This window comes from Pseudomonas sp. 9.1(2019) (assembly GCF_009910445.1).
GTDB classification, from domain to species: domain Bacteria; phylum Pseudomonadota; class Gammaproteobacteria; order Pseudomonadales; family Pseudomonadaceae; genus Aquipseudomonas; species Aquipseudomonas paraversuta.
The window spans coordinates 66,016-83,796 of sequence record NZ_VBWF01000011.1; the positions used below are offsets into that span (position 1 = coordinate 66,016).

Here is a 17,781-nt window from a genome sequence, read left to right on the forward strand (position 1 = left end):
ATGACTGGCATAACAATAAACAATTTGATTGATATCAACTCAAACTGCAACTTATGCCGTGTATCCAGTAGCCATCCCAAAGTTTGTGAGGAAACCAGAATGAGTACTGTCGCGCCGATCCTGCTGACCCCTGGCCCACTGACCACTTCGGCGCGTACCCGCCAGGCGATGATGGTCGACTGGGGTTCATGGGATGACAGCTTCAACCAGCTGACCGCCAGCCTCTGTGAGCAACTGCTGGCCATTATCAATGGCGCCGGGAGTCATCACTGCGTGCCCTTGCAGGGCAGCGGCACCTTCGCCGTCGAAGCCGCAATCGGCACACTGGTGCCACGCAATGGCAACGTTCTGGTCCTGATCAACGGCGCCTACGGCAAACGCCTGGCAAAAATCTGTGAAGTTCTGGGCCGGCGTTTCAGCACCTTTGAAACAGCCGAAGACCAGCCCACTACTGCCGCTGACGTTGAACGCCTGCTGCAGGCCGATCCGGGCATCACCCATGTGGCATTGATTCATTGCGAAACCAGCACCGGGATTCTTAACCCGCTGCCGGAAATTGCTGCAGTTATTGCCCGACATGGCAAACGTCTGATTATCGATGCCATGAGTTCTTTCGGTGCCCTGCCCGTCGATGCACAAAAAGTACCCTTTGATGCGCTGATCGCGGCCTCGGGCAAATGCCTGGAAGGCGTACCGGGGATGGGCTTCGTATTCGCCCGCAAAGAATCACTGGCTGGCGCAACGGGTAACTCCCACTCACTGGCAATGGACCTGCAAGACCAGCATGCCTACATGGCCAGGACCGGACAATGGCGGTTCACCCCGCCGACCCACGTGGTCGCCGCCTTGCATGAAGCCCTGCTGCAATACAACGAAGAAGGCGGCTTGCCGGCGCGTCACCGGCGCTACGCCGACAACTGCCAGGTGCTGCTCGACGGCATGGCCGCACTGGGCATTCGCAGCTTCCTGCCAGAGTCAATCCAGGCTCCGATCATCGTCACGTTCCACGCGCCGAAAGACCCGCGGTATCAGTTCAAGGAGTTCTACGAGCGCGTCAAGGCCAAGGGTTTCATCCTGTACCCGGGTAAATTGACCCAGGTCGAAACCTTCCGTGTGGGCTGCATCGGCCATGTCAATCAGGCCGAAATGCAAGCCGCGGTGAACGCTGTGGCCCAGGTGCTGCAGGAAATGGAAGTGCAGGAAATCTGAAGTTCGCAACGCTCAAAACCAACCTAATTATTGCGTGCGGCCACGGCTGCTCATACAGGACTTACTGACATGAACTACACCAACCCGAGCAAACTTCAGGCCGCCATTCTCGACTGGGCTGGCACCGTGGTCGACTTCGGCTCGTTCGCTCCGACGCAGATCTTTGTCGAAGCCTTCGGCGAGTTCGACGTCCAGGTCTCCATCGAAGAAGCCCGCGGGCCGATGGGCATGGGCAAGTGGGATCACATCCGCACCCTGTGCGATCAGCCTCAGGTCGCCGAGCGTTACAAAAAAGTATTTGGCCGCACACCCACCGACGAAGATGTGACCGCGATTTATGAGCGTTTCATGCCACTGCAAATCGAAAAGATCGCTGACCACTCGGCACTGATTCCCGGCGCTCTGGAAACCATTGCCGAGCTGCGCCAGCAAGGGATCAAAATCGGTTCGTGCTCGGGCTATCCGGCGCAAGTGATGGCCAAGGTGGTCGAGCTGGCCGCAACCAACGGCTACATCGCCGACCACGTCGTTGCCACCGACGAAGTTCCCAACGGTCGCCCATGGCCGGCCCAGGCACTGGCCAACGTGATTGCCCTGGGTATCGACGATGTGGGTGCCTGCGTGAAGATCGATGACACCGTTCCGGGTATCCTCGAAGGTCGTCGGGCCGGGATGTGGACGGTGGCACTGGTGTGCTCCGGCAACGCCCTGGGCCTGACCTACGAGCAGTACAAGGCGCTCGACGCGCAAACCCTGGCCAGCGAACGCAAACGCATCCACACCTTGTTCGAAGGCTCACGCCCGCACTACATGATCGATACCATCAGTGATCTGCCGGACGTGATTGCCGATATCAACAAGCGCCTGGCCAATGGCGAGATGCCACAAAGCAGCTGAGTCTGCAGAAACAAAAACGCGGCAGCCTGTGACCAGGTCTGCCGCGTTTTTTATTTGCAGATCGGCGCGTCTAAAGCTTCAGACCTTGTGCTGCTGTTCGACCCACTTGGCAAATTCGTCGATGAACTTCTGCAAAAATGGCCGGGTTTTCTCGGACAATTTGCCCGCCGCATCAAACGCATCACCTGCTCCGCTCAGATAGGCTTCTGGCTGTTGCATGCACGGCACATTGAGAAATACCAGCGACTGGCGCAAATGATGGTTGGCCCCGAAGCCACCGATCGCCCCCGGCGAGACGCTGATCACGGCTCCCGGCTTGGCGTTGAATACGCTTTGACCATAAGGCCGGGACCCGACGTCAATGGCGTTTTTTAATACCCCGGGGACCGAGCGGTTGTACTCAGGAGTGACAAACAGTACGGCATCGGCCGGACGGATCAGATCGCGAAAGGTCGTGTAAGACGCAGGTGGCGGCGTCACATCAATGTCTTCGCTGTACAGCGCCAGTTCGCCAATCTCTACAATCTTCAGTTTCAGCTGGGCCGGTGCCAGTTCTGCGAGCGCCAGGGCCACCTTTCGGTTAAGGGAATCCTTCCTCAAACTGCCGACCAACACTGCAACGTTGTAGACCTTGCTCATAAAAAACCTCGAGAGTCTGGCGATAGGAAGACTAGTTATAGATGATCGGAAGCCTTTCTTGCACCCCGGTTCACCTTATCGGCTTGCAAGCCTGTAAAGTAGACGGACTATTTTTTCCAAATCGTTAAACTTCCCCTACTGATCAACGGTCTACAGAACCGCAAATTGGGTGTTTATCTCCAGAGGTTCTCTACAAATGGCTGCAGTTCTCGTTGGGCAATTTCATGCAAGGGACGCGGAAGGTCGTGTCTATTCCGTGCATGAGTTTGAAAATTTAGAAGCAACAGGCGACCAGCCCGTAACAACGTACAAACTGGCTATTGGCGATCGCGTCAAAAAGACTGATGACGACAACTTCGAACTGGTGCAGTCGGGCGTCATTCTGATTCGCGAAACCGAGTATGTCGCACCTGTAGTCCCTGTAATCCCTGCATAACCTGCTGCACTCGGCATACCGCTGAAGTCACAGGATGAGACTTGGGTCAGGCTTCACAACGCTGAAACCTCATCCGCTGAACATGGACTTCACGCATGCGCTTACGCCATATCGAAGTGATTCAGGCCATCTTGCAGACCGGTAGCCTCGACCATGCTGGCGAGCTGCTGCAAATGCCAGTGGCCACCCTCAGTGCCACGCTGCATGAGGCCGAGCAACAGCTCGGCTTCATGTTGTTTGCCAGCGTACGCGGACGGCTGCAGGCCAGCCGCGAAACCCTTCTGCTGCAACCCCTCGCCAATCAACTGTACCTGGACTTCGAGCCACTACGCCGGCTTGCCGACGCCTTGCGCCAGCATCAGGAGCCCGTATTGCGCGTGACCTGTAGCGAAACACTGGCCCAGACCCTGCTGCCCTACAGCATTGCACTGCTGCGACGGCGCATTGCCGATACGCCCAGCACCTTGAGCAGCGCGCCCTGCGGCGAAATCGCGCGCCGCTTGTTGATGGACGAATGCGATGTGGGCTTCAGCCTGCACCCGGCTGAACAACCGGGCATTGATTGCCTCAAGCTGACCCAGGGCAAGGTGCAGTTGCTGGCCCCCCACGGCTGGTTATCCCCCAAGCAAAAATACATAGGTCTGCAAGATCTGGCAGGCCAGGCAATGATTGGCCTGCAACACCAGGACCCGCTGAGCCGCGTGCTGGACAGCAAGCTGCAAGCCTTGCGCCCGGCACCCGTGGTGCAGATTCAGGTTCAGAATTATCAGATGTTGCGCAGCATGGTGGAGGCTGGCGAAGGGTTGGCCCTGGTCGACCCGTTTACCGCTGCGGGTGCCAAAGCCGGCGGGCTGGATGTGTGCCCGCTCTCGCCTGCGATCCCGGTGACCCTGTATGCACTGACTCCCAAGGGCTCGGAGCCAGCCCCGGCGTTGCAGGCATTGTTCGATATCGTGCGGCAGAAGGCCGAAGCCTTGCTGGCTGATCAGGGGTTGATGGCGCTGTAATCCAATCGTGCATCTTGCTGGCGATCCCGTCGCCGGCAAATCAGTTCCTGCAACGTCAGCAGTGGTTTTCGAACAACAGATACCAAAAAATCGCGACCTCGCGGGTCAGCGGGTCAATGCCTCGATAACGCAGATGATCGATACCCCCCACCTGATACCCGCAGCGCTCATACAGCCGACAGGCGCCAATGTTGTTGTTCTGGGTTTCAAGCATGATGCCTGGCAGTTTTTTCTTCAGGCTCCAGAACCTGACCACGTCCAGTAATGACTTGGCCACACCATGGCGCCGGGCACAGGCGGCGACAGCCAGTTCATCGACATGGGCAAAACCGTTCCAGTTGGTGCTGACCACAACATGGCCGACCGGCTGGTTGTCCAGATAGGCCATGAAGATCGCACTGTCTGGCGCCCCGCGGTAGCTGGCGAATTCGTCAGGGTCAATCCCGTAGCATTTGCGGTAAGGCGTGATCGTATCCAATGGCCAGTGCTCGACCTTTTTATGTTGGTCGACACGGGCATAGGCACAGACGTCAAAACTGAAATCATTGCCCCACACGTAGGGAGCAAAGCCTTCATCGGCCAAACGCACAGAGACTTCCGGGTCCTTTGGATTCATAACCAGGTACATGAAAAATCCTTCTTCGTGCGCAATAGCCCCGGCGTCAAACGGGGTTATTGCAGTGTCTGTTCTTTGGCTTCGAGAAGCTGGGCCCACAGCGATGGCCCACCCGCAGACTTGGCAATAGCCTCCAGACGAGCCGCGTGCTCGGCCAGATCGCTTTCACTTGCACGGATAATCCGGCCAGGCTGGCGATCGGCTGACAAGCGGATGATTTCGCTGGCCTGGTTGCCTGAACCTTCGCCGGAACCATTACCGTCAGATGCGTTACCGGCCAGCGACAGGCTGGTCTGGCCACCGGTCATAGTCAGGTAAACGTCCGCCAGAATCTCGGAGTCGAGCAGTGCGCCGTGCAGTTCACGCCCCGAGTTGTCGACGCCATAGCGTTTGCACAAGGCATCCAGGCTGTTGCGCTGACCCGGATGACGCGCTCGCGCCATCGCCAGGGTGTCGAGAATAGTGCAATGGCGGGTGATGTCGGCGCGGTCGGTCTGCCCGATCAGGGCAAATTCGTTATTCAGAAAGCCCACGTCGAACGCGGCGTTATGAATGATCAGTTGCGCGCCTTTGATGAAGTCAAAAAACTCGTCGGCGACTTCTGCGAAACGGGGCTTGCCCACCAGAAATTCGTTAGTAATACCGTGAACGCCAATTGCGCCCTCGTCACTTTCACGATCGGGTTGCAGATACACGTGAAAATGCCGGCCGGTCAGACGGCGGCCCATCAACTCGACGCAACCGATCTCGATCACCCGGTGGCCATCGGTAACCGGCATACCGGTGGTTTCAGTATCGAGAACAACACTACGCATGCTTGATGCCCCTCATTTCGTCCACCCCGCGATTGGCCAGCTGGTCGGCGCGCTCGTTGCCATAATGGCCGATATGCCCGCGTACCCACTGCCACTTCACGGTATGACGATTGACTTGCTCATCGAGCAACTTCCACAGGTCGGCATTTTTAACCGGTTCTTTGGCCGCAGTTTTCCAGCCGCGTTTTTTCCAGTTGACCATCCACTCGGTAATGCCTTTCATCACGTACTGCGAGTCGGTCACCAGCAACACTTCACAGGGGCGCTTGAGCTCTTCAAGGCCACGAATGGCCGCCATCAGCTCCATGCGGTTGTTGGTGGTAGCGGGTTCGCCGCCCCAGAGTTCTTTTTCGACACCCTGGCAGACCAGTAAAGCACCCCAGCCGCCCGGGCCAGGATTGCCCTTGCAGGCACCATCGGTGAACATCTCAACGCTATCGCTCATTACAAACTATCCAGAAAAGGCTGCCTTGGCCTGCCAATCGAGGATCAGCAGCACCTGAGGCCGGGCAAACCCGACCTGACATTAATTAAGGTTCAGTGTGACGCCGATTGACCTTGGCCATCTGCAAGGGGATCAGCTTGCCCATCGGCTCTCTGCGCATCGGATTGACGGGACGCAAGCCCACCACCATTTTACGCGCGACCAATACATAGAAGCCGCCACCGGCCAATTGCCAGCTACCGGCCTTGCGCTCCCAGCCTGAAAATCGGCTTTGCCACGCTTTCGATGCGAGCGGCGGACGATAGCACCCAAAGCGGCGTTTCTCCAGCGCAAAGCCCAGCAGGTTCAGCCAGTCGGCCACTCGCGAAGGTGAGATGCAACGAGCCTTGCCAAGGGCATCCTTGGCGAATACATGGCGCAATCCCCAGCCGCTCCAGGGGTTGATACCGACAATCAACAAATGGCCGCCGGGACGCACGCTACTGGCCGCTTCACGCAACAGGCCGTGGGGCGACAGACAGAAATCCAGGCCATGCTGCAACACCACGACATCGGCGGCGTGCTCACATAAAGGCCAGGCCTGTTCTTCACAAATGATTTCGACACCGGGCAGGGGGGCCCCCAGGCGTACATTGCGTTGCACTTGCGGCGCCTTGGGCGGGCTGTCGGCGCCAGGGCCGTAATGCACCAGATAACCGCCGAAATAGCGCCCGAGCTCCTCCTCGAGAACCCGCTGCTCATCGTTGAGCAGCACTTGTCCAAGGGGGCTGGACAACCACTCTCGGGCTGAACTGATCAGCTCCAGCCACTCAGGATCTGCCTGAGCCAATGCTTTATCGGTCATTGCTCCTCCAACTCGCCATATGCCTATTACCAAACCCGGGGCTGCTGTACATCGTGGCTCGCCATGAACCGGCAACAACCCCTAAGATGCGCCATTGTTTCGCACTTGGGAATTGCACCATGTTACAGATCGACGCCCTGCCCGCCTTCAGCGACAACTACATCTGGTTGTTACAGGACATGACCCGCAAATGTTGCGCCGTGGTCGATCCGGGTGACGCCGCGCCTGTTCTGGCCTGGCTGGCCCGACACCCGGACTGGGTGCTAAGCGACATTCTGGTGACCCATCACCACTTCGACCATGTGGGGGGTGTTGCCCAGCTTCACGAGCACACTAACGCGAAGGTCTGGGGACCTGCACTCGAGACCATCCCGTCCCGACAAGTGGCACTCAACGACAGCGATCAAATCGAAATCCTGGGCCTGACGTTCAAGGTTCTGCTCGTGCCCGGCCATACCCTGGGACACATTGCCTATTATCACGCTGACCAGGCGGCGCCGATATTGCTGTGTGGCGATACCCTGTTCGCCGCCGGTTGCGGCCGGCTGTTCGAGGGCACCCCCGAACAGATGCACCAGTCCCTGAGCCGGCTGGCCGCACTCCCCGCCAACACGGCGGTGTACTGCACCCACGAATATACTTTGAGCAATCTGCGCTTCGCCCAGGCGGTAGAGCCTGGCAACCCGGATATTGCCGCGCGAATCGCTCAAGTCACCGAATGGCGGGCAACAGGTCACATCAGTCTGCCATCAAGTATTGACCTTGAATTGCTCACCAATCCGTTTCTGCGGGTCAATGAAACATCCGTTAAAGAAAAAGCTGACGAGTGGAATTCCCGTGACAATGACTCGCCCAGTGCGGTCTTTGCCAGCTTGCGCAGCTGGAAAGATAAGTTCTAAACAGGGTCGCGGTTGGCACAAAAATTCTGAACAGTTGACCGCGTCTCCCCTGCTTTCTAGAATCCCCCGACATTTTTGCCTGAACTATCTTCTAGCCAATGTCGTCATCTATAGGTAACTCCATCAATTCAGACGCATTGACGCGCTTGGTCAAAGCTATCGCGGTGGCTGTCTCTGCCATTCTCGCGGGCTGCCAATCCATGGACCATTCGGCTCAGCCAACCGAACGCGCCAGCCTGAAAATCACCAAACGTATTCCTCAGGAGCCTCTCTGGCTCAGTGAAAAACCTAGCCCCGTGGCCCCGCAAGATGTATGGGAACGGATGCGCCAGGGCTTCAAGTTGCAAGACGGTCAGAACGTTAACCCGCGCATTGAACAGCAGCGTTTGTGGTTTGCCAGCAACCCGTCCTTTCTCGAAAACGCCGGAGAGCGCGGCAGCCTCTATATCCACTACATCGTTGAACGCCTCGAAGAGCGCAACATGCCGCTGGAACTGGCGCTGCTGCCAGCCATCGAAAGCGCCTACAACCCGATGGCTTATTCCCACGCCAATGCAGTCGGGCTCTGGCAGTTCATTCCTTCGACAGGCCGTTACTTCAATTTGCGTCAAACCCGTGCCTACGACGGTCGCCGCGACATTACGGCCTCCACCATCGCAGCGCTGGACTACCTTAACCGCCTTCACGACATGTTCAACGGTGACTGGCTGCTGGCACTGGCCGCTTACAACTCCGGTGAAGGCACCGTAAGCCGGGCCATCGAGCGCAACCAGAAACTGGGGTTGCCTACTGACTACTGGAACCTGCCCCTGCCGCAGGAAACCAAAGACTATGTGCCCAAATTACTGGCACTGTCTCAGGTGGTCATGGCCCCTGAGGCCTATGGCATCAACCTGAACCCCATCGCCAACGAACCCTACTTCGAAATGGTCGAAATCAAACAGTCCATGGACTTGTCACGCGTGGCAGCGCTGGCCGAGATCGACGAAGACGAGATGTTCCAGCTGAACCCGGCCTATAAACAGCGCGCCACCATCGACGGCCCGCAGCACTTGTTGGTCCCCACTTCCAAAGCGCAACTGCTGACCGCCAGCCTGTCCAACCTCAACCCTGAAGAGTTGATCAGCCTGCGCCCTAAAAAGCCGGTATTTGACAACGTTGCAAGCGTTTCACCAACCCGGCTTAACCGTAAGTACCGGGTCAAGAGTGGCGACAACCTGACGCTGATTGCCAAGGCCAACAAGGTCAATGCCAAAGACCTGCAGCACTGGAACAAATTGAGCGGCAACAACCTCAAGGTCGGCCAGATTCTGGTCATGCAAGACACACGCAAACCGGCAGGCAAAAAACCGACGCAATACAAGGTTAAAAAAGGCGACTCGCTGTACATCGTTGCCAAGCGTTTCAACGTTGAAATGCAGCACCTCAAGCGCTGGAACCCGAGCAGCGCCAAAGCCCTGAAACCAGGGCAAATGCTGACGGTTTCCAAACCTCGCTAAGCTCCTGACTGGCAATATTGCGGGCAAGCTGTTTCCTACAGATATGTAAGAAGCAGCTTGCCCGCAGTGCTTTCCAGAGTGGCCTTTTTCCCACAGATACAAGCTGTTACTGTACGGAAACCCTAAGCCCAACGCCTGGATCGGATCTCTTGCCTTGATGCGACCCCTCCTCCCGTTATTAATCGGCCTGGCCTTGAGCTTCCCCGCAAGCGCAACCCTGAGTGAAAGCCACGGTTATGCGCAGTTCGGCACCCTCAGGTACCCGGCCACGTTTACCCATTTCGACTGGGTCAACCCTGACGCGCCTAAAGGCGGGACGCTGAAGGTCATGGCGTTTGGAACCTTCGACACGCTCAACCCCTACACTTTCAAGGGCACCAGCCCGGTATCGACCGCAAATTTCCTGCAGTACGGGGTCAACGAGCTCAACGAAACCCTGATGGCCGGGACTGGCCAATACGCCCCCTCCGGCGATGAGCCCACTTCCAGCTACGGGCTGATCGCGCAATCGGTGGAGTACAACGAAGGCCGCAGCTGGGTGGTGTTTAACCTGCGCCCGGAAGCCCGCTTTCACGATGGAACCCCCATCACCGCCTACGACGTAGCGTTTTCCTACAACCTGCTGCTCAAAGAAGGCCATCCGCAGTACCGGACCAACCTTCAGGAAGTCCAGCGCGTAGATATCCTGGGGCCCAAGCGCATTCGCTTCGTGTTCAAGCGCGCGGGCAACCCCTTGCTGATTCTGCGCCTTGGTGAATTACCCGTCCTGCCACAGCACTACTGGGTAAACCGCAACTTTAAAGCCACCACCTTCGAACCGCCGCTGGGCAGTGGCCCCTATCGCATCACCAAGGTCACACCCGGCCGGCAACTGGTGTTTGAGCACGTCAAAAACTGGTGGGGGGCCAACCTGCCGGTCAATCGCGGCAAATACAATTTCGACCGGGTTGAAGTGGAGTTATACCGCGACAGCGATGTGGCCTTCGAAGCATTCAAGGCGGGCGAGTTCGACATTTATATCGAACACCAGGCCAAGAACTGGGCCAATGGCTATAACTTCCCGGCCGTCCGTCGCGGCGAGGTGATCAAAGCCGAAATCCCCCACCAGATCCCGACGCAAACCCAGGGCTTGTTCATGAACAGCCGGCGCCCTGCCTTTGCCCAGGCAAAAGTCCGTGAGGCCCTGGGCCTCATGTTCGACTTTGAATGGACCAACCGCACGCTGTTCAACGGTGCCTACAAGCGCGCCGCCAGTTACTACCCCAACAGCGAGTTCTCGGCCAGCGGCATTCCACAAGGGCATGAGTGGCTGATGCTCTCACCCTGGCGCAGTCAGCTGCCGCCAGAACTGTTCAGCCAGGCCTTTGGCCTGCCGCAGACCGGAGGCCGGGGCATTCCCCGGGACACCATGCGCCAGGCACTGGGTTTACTGGCCGAGGGTGGCTGGAAACTTTCCGGACAGCGCCTGCTCGATATAGATGGCAAACCGCTGCGCTTCGAAATACTGCTGGTAAACCCCAACCTTGAGCGCATCCTGCAACCCTACGTGGAGAACCTGGCCAGTATCGGGGTCGATGCCCGACTGCGCACCGTGGACCGCGCTCAATACAAACAGCGCCTGGATCAATTCGACTTCGACATGATCCTGATGACCCTGGATCAGACCCTGAGCCCCGGACTTGAGCAGTGGCAGTACTTCCATTCCAGCCAGGCCAATGTCAAAGGCAGCAAGAACTATGCAGGCGTGGCGAACCCGGTGGTCGATCAATTGCTCGAACGCCTGCTGGCAGCCCAGACCCGCGAAGAACAACTGGCCGCAGGCCGGGCGCTGGATCGCGTCCTGCTCTGGCAGCACTACAGCATTCCTAACTGGTATTTGAATTATCACCGCCTGGCGTACCGCAACCGGTTCGCCTTCGTGACTACGCCGCCCTACGCCCTGGGCCTTAGCGCGTGGTGGCTCAAGCCTACGGAGAAAACCCGATGATGCCTTTGCGTACGTTGCTCAAACCTCTCTGCGCCATGCTGCTGGCGAGTCTTGCCTGCGCGGCACTGGCGGCCCCGCAGCATGCTTTGACGCTCTACGATGAGCCGCCGAAATATCCGGCCAACTTCAAGCATGTGGATTACGTCAATCCGGATGCCCCCAAGGGCGGCATCTTCCGAAAATCGGCGCTGGGTACTTTTGACAGCCTTAACCCCTTTATCAACAAAGGCGTGCCGGCCGATGACATTGACCTGACCTTCGACACGCTGGCCCGGCAAAGCCTGGACGAACCTTTCACCGCCTATGGCGTGATCGCCGAAAAGATCGAGAAAGCGCCGGACAACAGCTGGGTGCGCTTTTACCTGCGCCCCGAAGCCAAATTCAACGACGGTCATCCGATTCGCGCCGAAGACGTGGTGTTCAGCTTCGATACCCTGATGAAAAATGGCTCGCCGCTGTACAAGGGCTACTACAGCGATGTTGACCAGGCCATCGCGGAAAACCCGCTGCAGGTGAAGTTCACGTTCAAGCACAACAAGAACCGCGAGTTGCCACTGATCCTTGGTCAACTTCCCGTCCTTCCCAAACACTGGTGGGAAAACCGGGACTTCGGCAAGGGTAATCTTGAAATCCCGGTAGGCAGCGGCCCCTACACCATCAGCGAGATCAAGCCGGGGCGCTCAATTCGTTACGAAAGGAACAAAAACTACTGGGGCAAGGATCTGCCGATCAACAAAGGGCTGTACAACTTCGACACGATTACCGTCGATTACTTCCGTGACAACAGCGTGGCCTTTGAAGCACTCAAGGCCGGGCAGTTCGATTACTGGTTCGAGATCAGCGCCAAGAACTGGGCCAGCGCCTACAACGCCCCGGCGTTCACTCAGGGACGCTTGAAAAAAGAAGAAATACGCAACCACAACCCCACAGGCATGCAAGGTTTTATCTTCAACCTGCGCAAGCCCATGTTTCAGGACGTTCGGGTACGCGAGGCGCTGAGCCTGCTGTTCGACTTTGAATGGGCCAACAAACAGTTGTTCAGTGGCGCTTACGCACGGACCAACAGTTTTTTTGAAAACTCGGACATGGCCGCAAAAGCACTGCCCACGGCCGAAGAACTGGCCATTCTGGAGCCCTTGCGCGGCCAGATCCCCGACCAGGTGTTTACCGACGTGTTCAACCCTGGGGTCACCGATGGCAGCGGCATGATTCGCGACCAGCAGCGCCGTGCCTATCAATTGCTGCAGGACGCCGGATGGCGGATTGTCGACGACAAGATGGTCGACGCCCAGGGCAAGCCGGTAAAAATCGAATTTTTGCTGGCGCAAACCGAGTTCGAACGAATTCTGCTGCCTTACAAACGTAACCTCAGCGACCTGGGCATCGATTTGCAAATTCGTCGGGTTGACACCTCCCAGTACCTCAACCGCCTGCGCTCCAGGGATTTCGACATGATCGTCGGCGGGTTCCCGCAGTCCAGCTCCCCTGGCAGCGAGCAGCGCGAGTACTGGGAATCGCAGAGCGCCGATAAACCCGGCAGCCGCAATTTCATAGGTCTCAAAGATCCGGCCATTGACCAGCTGACCGAGGGGCTGATCAACGCTGAATCGCGTCATAGCCTGATCAATCACGCCCGCGCTCTGGACCGCGTCTTGCAGTGGGGCTTCTACGTGATTCCCAACTGGCACATCAAAACCTGGCGCGTGGCCTATTCAAATCATATCGGCCATCCCGCGGTCACCCCCTTGTACGACATTGGAACCACTACGTGGTGGGCAAAGCCTGACACCAAACCCGCGACTCCAACCGAAACCAAAAGTGCAAACCTGGAGCCTTAAATGCTGGCGTATATATTCAGGCGACTGCTGCTGATCATTCCGACATTGCTCGGTATTTTGCTGATTAACTTCATCATCATCCAGGCCGCACCCGGGGGGCCGGTTGAACAGATGATCGCCAAACTTGAAGGCTTCGATGGCGCAACCAGCCGCATTGCGGGCGGTGGCTCCGAAGTCTCGGTGGCGGGCTCCAACTATCGCGGCGCCCAGGGGCTGGACCCGGCCCTGATCCAGGAAATCGAAAAGATGTACGGCTTTGACAAGCCCGCCCCCGAGCGCTTGTGGATCATGATCAAGAACTACGCCCGACTGGACTTCGGCGAGAGCTTTTTCCGGGATGCCAAGGTCATCGACCTGATCAAGGAAAAGATGCCTGTCTCCATCTCGCTGGGTCTATGGAGCACGCTGATCATGTACCTGGTGTCTATCCCGCTGGGCATTGCCAAGGCCACGCGACACGGCAGCCAGTTCGACGTCTGGACCAGTTCGGCCATCATTGTGGGCTACGCCATTCCGGCCTTTCTGTTTGCCATCCTGCTGATCGTGGTGTTTGCCGGCGGCAGCTATCTGGACTGGTTTCCGTTACGGGGCCTGACCTCCAACAACTTCGACGAGCTGAGTCTGGGGGGCAAGATTCTCGATTATTTCTGGCACCTGGCCTTGCCCGTCACAGCCCTGGTGATCGGCAACTTCGCCACCATGACCCTGCTGACCAAAAACAGCTTTCTGGATGAAATCAACAAACAGTACGTAGTCACCGCCAAGGCAAAAGGCCTGACCAACCACCGGGTGCTCTACGGTCACGTGTTTCGCAATGCCATGTTGCTGGTAATTGCCGGCTTCCCGTCGGCCTTTATCGGGATTTTCTTTACCGGCTCATTGCTGGTCGAAGTGATTTTCTCGCTGGACGGACTGGGACTCATGAGTTTCGAAGCGGCGATCAATCGCGATTACCCGGTGGTCTTCGGCACCCTGTTCATCTTCACCCTGGTCGGACTGCTGGTGAAACTGATCGGAGACCTCTCTTACACCCTGGTTGATCCGCGCATCGACTTCGAAAGCAGGGAGCATTGAGATGAAACTGTCCCCTCTCAATCGGCGACGTTTTGAACGTTTCAAGGCCAACAAGCGTGGTTGGTGGTCGCTGTGGATCTTTGTGCTTCTATTCGGACTCAGCCTGGGTGCTGAGCTGATCGCCAACGATAAACCGCTGGTAATCAATTACGACGGCGAATGGTATTTCCCGGCACTCAAGCGTTACCCGGAGACGGACTTTGGCGGCGAGTTCCCCCTCGAAGCCAACTACAAGAGCCCCTATATCCGTGAACTGCTGGCCAAGAAAGACGCCTGGGTCTTGTGGCCGCCCATCCCGTACAGCTATCAGAGTATTAACTACGACCTGAAAGTCCCGGCACCGGCCCCGCCTTCCGCCGAGAACTGGCTGGGCACCGATGACCAGGGCCGCGATGTATTGGCGCGGGTGATTTATGGTTTCCGGATCTCGGTGCTGTTCGCCCTGACACTGACCATTTTGAGTTCGATCATTGGCGTGATCGCGGGAGCCCTGCAGGGTTTTTATGGTGGCTGGATCGACCTCGCCGGTCAGCGCTTTCTTGAGATCTGGTCAGGTTTGCCGGTGCTGTATCTGCTGATCATTCTCGCCAGTTTCGTCCAGCCGAACTTCTGGTGGCTGCTGGGGATCATGCTGCTGTTCTCATGGATGAGCCTGGTAGATGTGGTACGCGCCGAATTCCTGCGCGGACGCAATCTGGAATATGTGCGCGCCGCACGGGCACTGGGCATGCAGGACATTGCGATCATGTACCGACATATCCTGCCCAATGCGATGGTTTCGACCATGACTTTCATGCCGTTTATTTTGACCGGCGCCATCGGTACCCTCACCGCGCTGGACTTTCTGGGCTTCGGCCTGCCCCCCGGCGCGCCGTCGCTGGGTGAACTGGTGGCGCAAGGCAAGTCCAACCTGCAAGCGCCATGGCTGGGCATCAGTGCTTTCGCCGTGCTGGCCATCATGCTCAGCCTGCTGGTGTTTATCGGCGAGTCCGCTCGCGATGCTTTCGACCCGAGGAAATGAGATGACGCAGGAAAATCTGATCGAAGTGCGTGATCTCTCCGTCGAGTTTGTCAGCGCTGAACAACCCCATCGCGTAGTGCAAGGCATCAGTTTCGATATCAGGCGCGGCGAAACCCTGGCGCTGGTTGGCGAAAGCGGCTCGGGCAAATCGGTGACCGCGCATTCGATTCTGCGCCTGTTGCCATACCCCCTGGCCCGCCATCCCACGGGCAGCATCGTCTATGCCGGCGAGGATCTGCTGACGCTGGGGGAGAAAAAGCTCAGGCATATTCGTGGCAATCGCATTGCCATGATTTTCCAGGAGCCCATGACCTCGCTGAACCCGTTGCATTGCATTGAAAAACAAATCAATGAAGTGCTGGGCATTCACAAGGGATTAACCGGCAAGGCAGCCACCCTGCGCACCCTGGAGCTGCTGGAGCTGGTTGGCATACCCGAGCCCCACAAACGCCTCAAAGCGCTGCCACACGAGCTCTCAGGCGGCCAGCGCCAGCGCGTGATGATCGCCATGGCCCTGGCGAACGAACCCGAACTCCTGATCGCAGACGAACCCACCACGGCACTGGACGTTACAGTGCAGTTGAAAATTCTGGAATTGCTGAAGCAATTGCAGGCCCGCCTGGGGATGGCGCTGTTACTGATCAGTCACGATTTGAACCTGGTTCGACGAATTGCGCATCGAGTATGTGTCATGCAGCGCGGTTTAATCGTCGAACAGGCATCGTGCGAACAGTTGTTCCGTTCGCCACAGCATCCGTACACCCGGGAACTGCTTAGCGCAGAGCCCAGCGGAGGCCCGGCCGATACGGTTGCGGGGCCGCCATTGCTGGAAATCGAGGACCTGAAAGTCTGGTTCCCGATCAAAAAGGGACTCCTGCGCAAGACCGTGGATTACGTCAAAGCGGTCGACGGCATAAACTTCAGCCTGCCACAGGGACAGACCCTGGGCATTGTGGGAGAAAGCGGATCGGGCAAGTCGACCCTGGGCCTGGCGATTTTGCGTTTGATTGCCAGCAAGGGTTTGATCCGTTTCGAAAACAAACGGCTAGACTGTCTTTCCCGCCAGGAGGTCAGACCGCTGAGGCGGGAAATGCAGGTGGTGTTCCAGGATCCGTTTGGCAGCCTCAGCCCACGCATGAGCGTCAGCGAGATTGTCGGTGAAGGTTTGCGTATTCACCGCATGGGCACCGCTGAAGAACAGGAAGTGGCAATTATTGAAGCCTTGCGCGAAGTAGGTCTGGATCCGGAAACCCGGCACCGCTACCCTCACGAGTTTTCAGGCGGGCAGCGGCAACGAATCGCCATTGCCCGGGCACTGGTTTTAAAACCGGCGTTGATTCTGCTGGACGAGCCAACCTCCGCGTTGGACCGGACCGTACAACGCCAGGTGGTTGAGCTGTTGCGCTCGCTGCAAGCCAAGTACAACCTGACGTATTTGTTTATCAGCCATGACCTGGCTGTCGTCAAAGCGCTTAGCCACCAACTGATGGTGGTCAAGCATGGCCAAGTGGTCGAACAGGGTGATGCGCAAAATATCTTTGCCTCACCGCAACATCCATATACACAGCAGCTGCTGGAAGCCGCCTTTTTGGCGCCAGTGGCTGTCGATTAACCTGATAGAGGAACAACACATGGGTTTTCTCGCCGGTAAGCGCGTCCTGATCGTCGGTGTCGCTAGCAAATTGTCCATCGCTTCTGGCATTGCTGCCGCCATGCACCGTGAAGGCGCTGAACTTGCTTTCACTTATCAGAACGAAAAGCTTAAAGGCCGCGTTGAAGAGTTCGCTGCAGGCTGGGGTTCCAACCCTGAACTGTGCTTCCCTTGCGACGTAGCCAGCGATGAAGAAATCGCCAAGGTCTTCGAAGACCTGAGCAAGAAATGGGACGGCCTGGACTGCATCGTGCACTCCGTTGGCTTCGCACCTGGCGATCAGCTGGACGGCGACTTCACGGACGCAACTACCCGTGAAGGCTTCCGCATCGCTCACGACATCAGCGCCTACAGCTTCGTGGCCCTGGCCAAAGCCGGCCGTCCGATGATGAAAGGCCGTAATGGCAGCCTGCTGACCCTGTCCTACCTGGGCGCCGAGCGCACCATGCCTAACTACAACGTGATGGGCATGGCCAAGGCCAGCCTGGAAGCGGGTGTACGTTACCTGGCAGGCAGCCTGGGCCCGGAAGGTACGCGCGTTAACTGCGTATCGGCTGGCCCGATCCGCACCCTGGCAGCATCGGGGATCAAGAACTTCCGTAAAATGCTGGCGGCCAACGAAGCGCAGACCCCTCTGCGTCGTAACGTCACCATCGATGAAGTCGGCAATGCCGGCGCGTTCCTGTGCTCGGATCTGGCATCCGGCATCAGCGGTGAAATCATGTACGTAGACGGCGGCTTCAACACCACCGCAATGGGCAGCCTCGAAGAGTAAATCTTTGCTTGCAGCCTGTACCCGAAACGCCCGGTGCATTGACTGCATCGGGCGTTTTGCGTTGCGGGCTTTTATAAACTCATTGCCCGTGGGCAGCCACACTTGCCCCCCCCGCGGGTGCGGGAAGCA

17 protein-coding genes are annotated in these 17,781 nt (G+C 57.7%); 12 read left to right on the forward strand and 5 right to left on the reverse strand.

What is annotated here, in order from left to right; translation table 11 throughout:
* The first annotated feature begins 99 nt into the window (after positions 1-99).
* On the forward strand, positions 100-1,209 hold the full coding sequence (locus FEZ21_RS19195) for a 2-aminoethylphosphonate--pyruvate transaminase (protein WP_060781811.1): 1,110 nt from the start codon (positions 100-102) through the stop codon (positions 1,207-1,209).
* A gap of 69 nt (positions 1,210-1,278) precedes the next feature.
* Positions 1,279-2,106, forward strand: a complete 828-nt coding sequence (phnX, locus tag FEZ21_RS19200) for a phosphonoacetaldehyde hydrolase (protein WP_010655828.1) — start codon at positions 1,279-1,281, stop codon at positions 2,104-2,106.
* A gap of 78 nt (positions 2,107-2,184) precedes the next feature.
* Here the strand turns inward: phnX and FEZ21_RS19205 are convergent, their stop codons facing one another.
* Positions 2,185-2,745: an NADPH-dependent FMN reductase gene (locus FEZ21_RS19205; RefSeq protein WP_003441395.1), complete on the reverse strand. Its 561-nt coding sequence runs from the start codon at positions 2,743-2,745 to the stop codon at positions 2,185-2,187.
* 196 nt (positions 2,746-2,941) lie between these two features.
* Between FEZ21_RS19205 and FEZ21_RS19210 the strand changes: the two genes are divergently transcribed.
* Both FEZ21_RS19210 and FEZ21_RS19215 read left to right on the forward strand, forming a co-directional pair.
* Entirely contained in the window at positions 2,942-3,181 is a 240-nt protein-coding gene (locus tag FEZ21_RS19210; RefSeq protein WP_003441392.1) for a hypothetical protein, read from the forward strand.
* Positions 3,182-3,276: 95 nt separating this feature from the next.
* On the forward strand, positions 3,277-4,188 hold the full coding sequence (locus FEZ21_RS19215; RefSeq protein WP_003441390.1) for a LysR substrate-binding domain-containing protein: 912 nt from the start codon (positions 3,277-3,279) through the stop codon (positions 4,186-4,188).
* A gap of 55 nt (positions 4,189-4,243) precedes the next feature.
* Here FEZ21_RS19215 and FEZ21_RS19220 read toward each other — a convergent pair whose 3' ends face one another.
* The 4 genes from FEZ21_RS19220 to FEZ21_RS19235 form a co-directional block, all read right to left on the reverse strand.
* Positions 4,244-4,816, reverse strand: coding sequence for a GNAT family N-acetyltransferase (locus FEZ21_RS19220; protein WP_003441389.1), 573 nt, complete (start codon positions 4,814-4,816; stop codon positions 4,244-4,246).
* Positions 4,817-4,860: 44 nt separating this feature from the next.
* Entirely contained in the window at positions 4,861-5,619 is a 759-nt protein-coding gene (gene dnaQ, locus FEZ21_RS19225) for a DNA polymerase III subunit epsilon (protein WP_003441388.1), read from the reverse strand.
* Positions 5,612-6,064 (reverse strand): ribonuclease HI, encoded by a 453-nt coding sequence (rnhA, locus tag FEZ21_RS19230; protein WP_003441387.1) that lies wholly within the window; start codon positions 6,062-6,064, stop codon positions 5,612-5,614. The genes dnaQ and rnhA overlap by 8 nt, the downstream gene beginning before the upstream one ends.
* 85 nt (positions 6,065-6,149) lie before the next feature.
* Positions 6,150-6,908 carry a class I SAM-dependent methyltransferase gene (locus FEZ21_RS19235; protein ID WP_160628227.1) on the reverse strand — a complete coding sequence of 253 codons (759 nt, stop codon included), beginning with the start codon at positions 6,906-6,908 and terminating at the stop codon, positions 6,150-6,152.
* A 119-nt stretch (positions 6,909-7,027) separates the two neighbouring features.
* Here FEZ21_RS19235 and gloB point away from each other — a divergent pair, with 119 nt between their 5' ends.
* From gloB to fabI, 8 genes are all read left to right on the forward strand, one after another.
* Positions 7,028-7,807 (forward strand): hydroxyacylglutathione hydrolase, encoded by a 780-nt coding sequence (gene gloB, locus FEZ21_RS19240; RefSeq protein ID WP_160628229.1) that lies wholly within the window; start codon positions 7,028-7,030, stop codon positions 7,805-7,807.
* Positions 7,808-7,905: 98 nt separating this feature from the next.
* Positions 7,906-9,306, forward strand: a complete 1,401-nt coding sequence (locus FEZ21_RS19245; protein ID WP_029612344.1) for a transglycosylase SLT domain-containing protein — start codon at positions 7,906-7,908, stop codon at positions 9,304-9,306.
* A 157-nt stretch (positions 9,307-9,463) separates the two neighbouring features.
* Positions 9,464-11,293, forward strand: a complete 1,830-nt coding sequence (locus FEZ21_RS19250; protein WP_160628231.1) for an extracellular solute-binding protein — start codon at positions 9,464-9,466, stop codon at positions 11,291-11,293.
* Entirely contained in the window at positions 11,290-13,131 is a 1,842-nt protein-coding gene (locus tag FEZ21_RS19255; protein ID WP_160628233.1) for an extracellular solute-binding protein, read from the forward strand. Before FEZ21_RS19250 ends, FEZ21_RS19255 begins: the two co-directional genes overlap by 4 nt.
* Complete coding sequence (locus FEZ21_RS19260) at positions 13,132-14,205, forward strand: microcin C ABC transporter permease YejB (RefSeq protein ID WP_003441381.1); 1,074 nt, start codon at positions 13,132-13,134, stop codon at positions 14,203-14,205.
* Position 14,206: 1 nt separating this feature from the next.
* Positions 14,207-15,226, forward strand: a complete 1,020-nt coding sequence (locus FEZ21_RS19265; RefSeq protein ID WP_003441380.1) for an ABC transporter permease — start codon at positions 14,207-14,209, stop codon at positions 15,224-15,226.
* A 1-nt stretch (position 15,227) separates the two neighbouring features.
* Positions 15,228-16,838 (forward strand): ABC transporter ATP-binding protein, encoded by a 1,611-nt coding sequence (locus FEZ21_RS19270; RefSeq protein WP_010655835.1) that lies wholly within the window; start codon positions 15,228-15,230, stop codon positions 16,836-16,838.
* Between the two features lie 19 nt (positions 16,839-16,857).
* Positions 16,858-17,652, forward strand: a complete 795-nt coding sequence (fabI, locus tag FEZ21_RS19275) for an enoyl-ACP reductase FabI (RefSeq protein ID WP_003441378.1) — start codon at positions 16,858-16,860, stop codon at positions 17,650-17,652.
* The last annotated feature ends 129 nt before the right edge of the window (positions 17,653-17,781 follow it).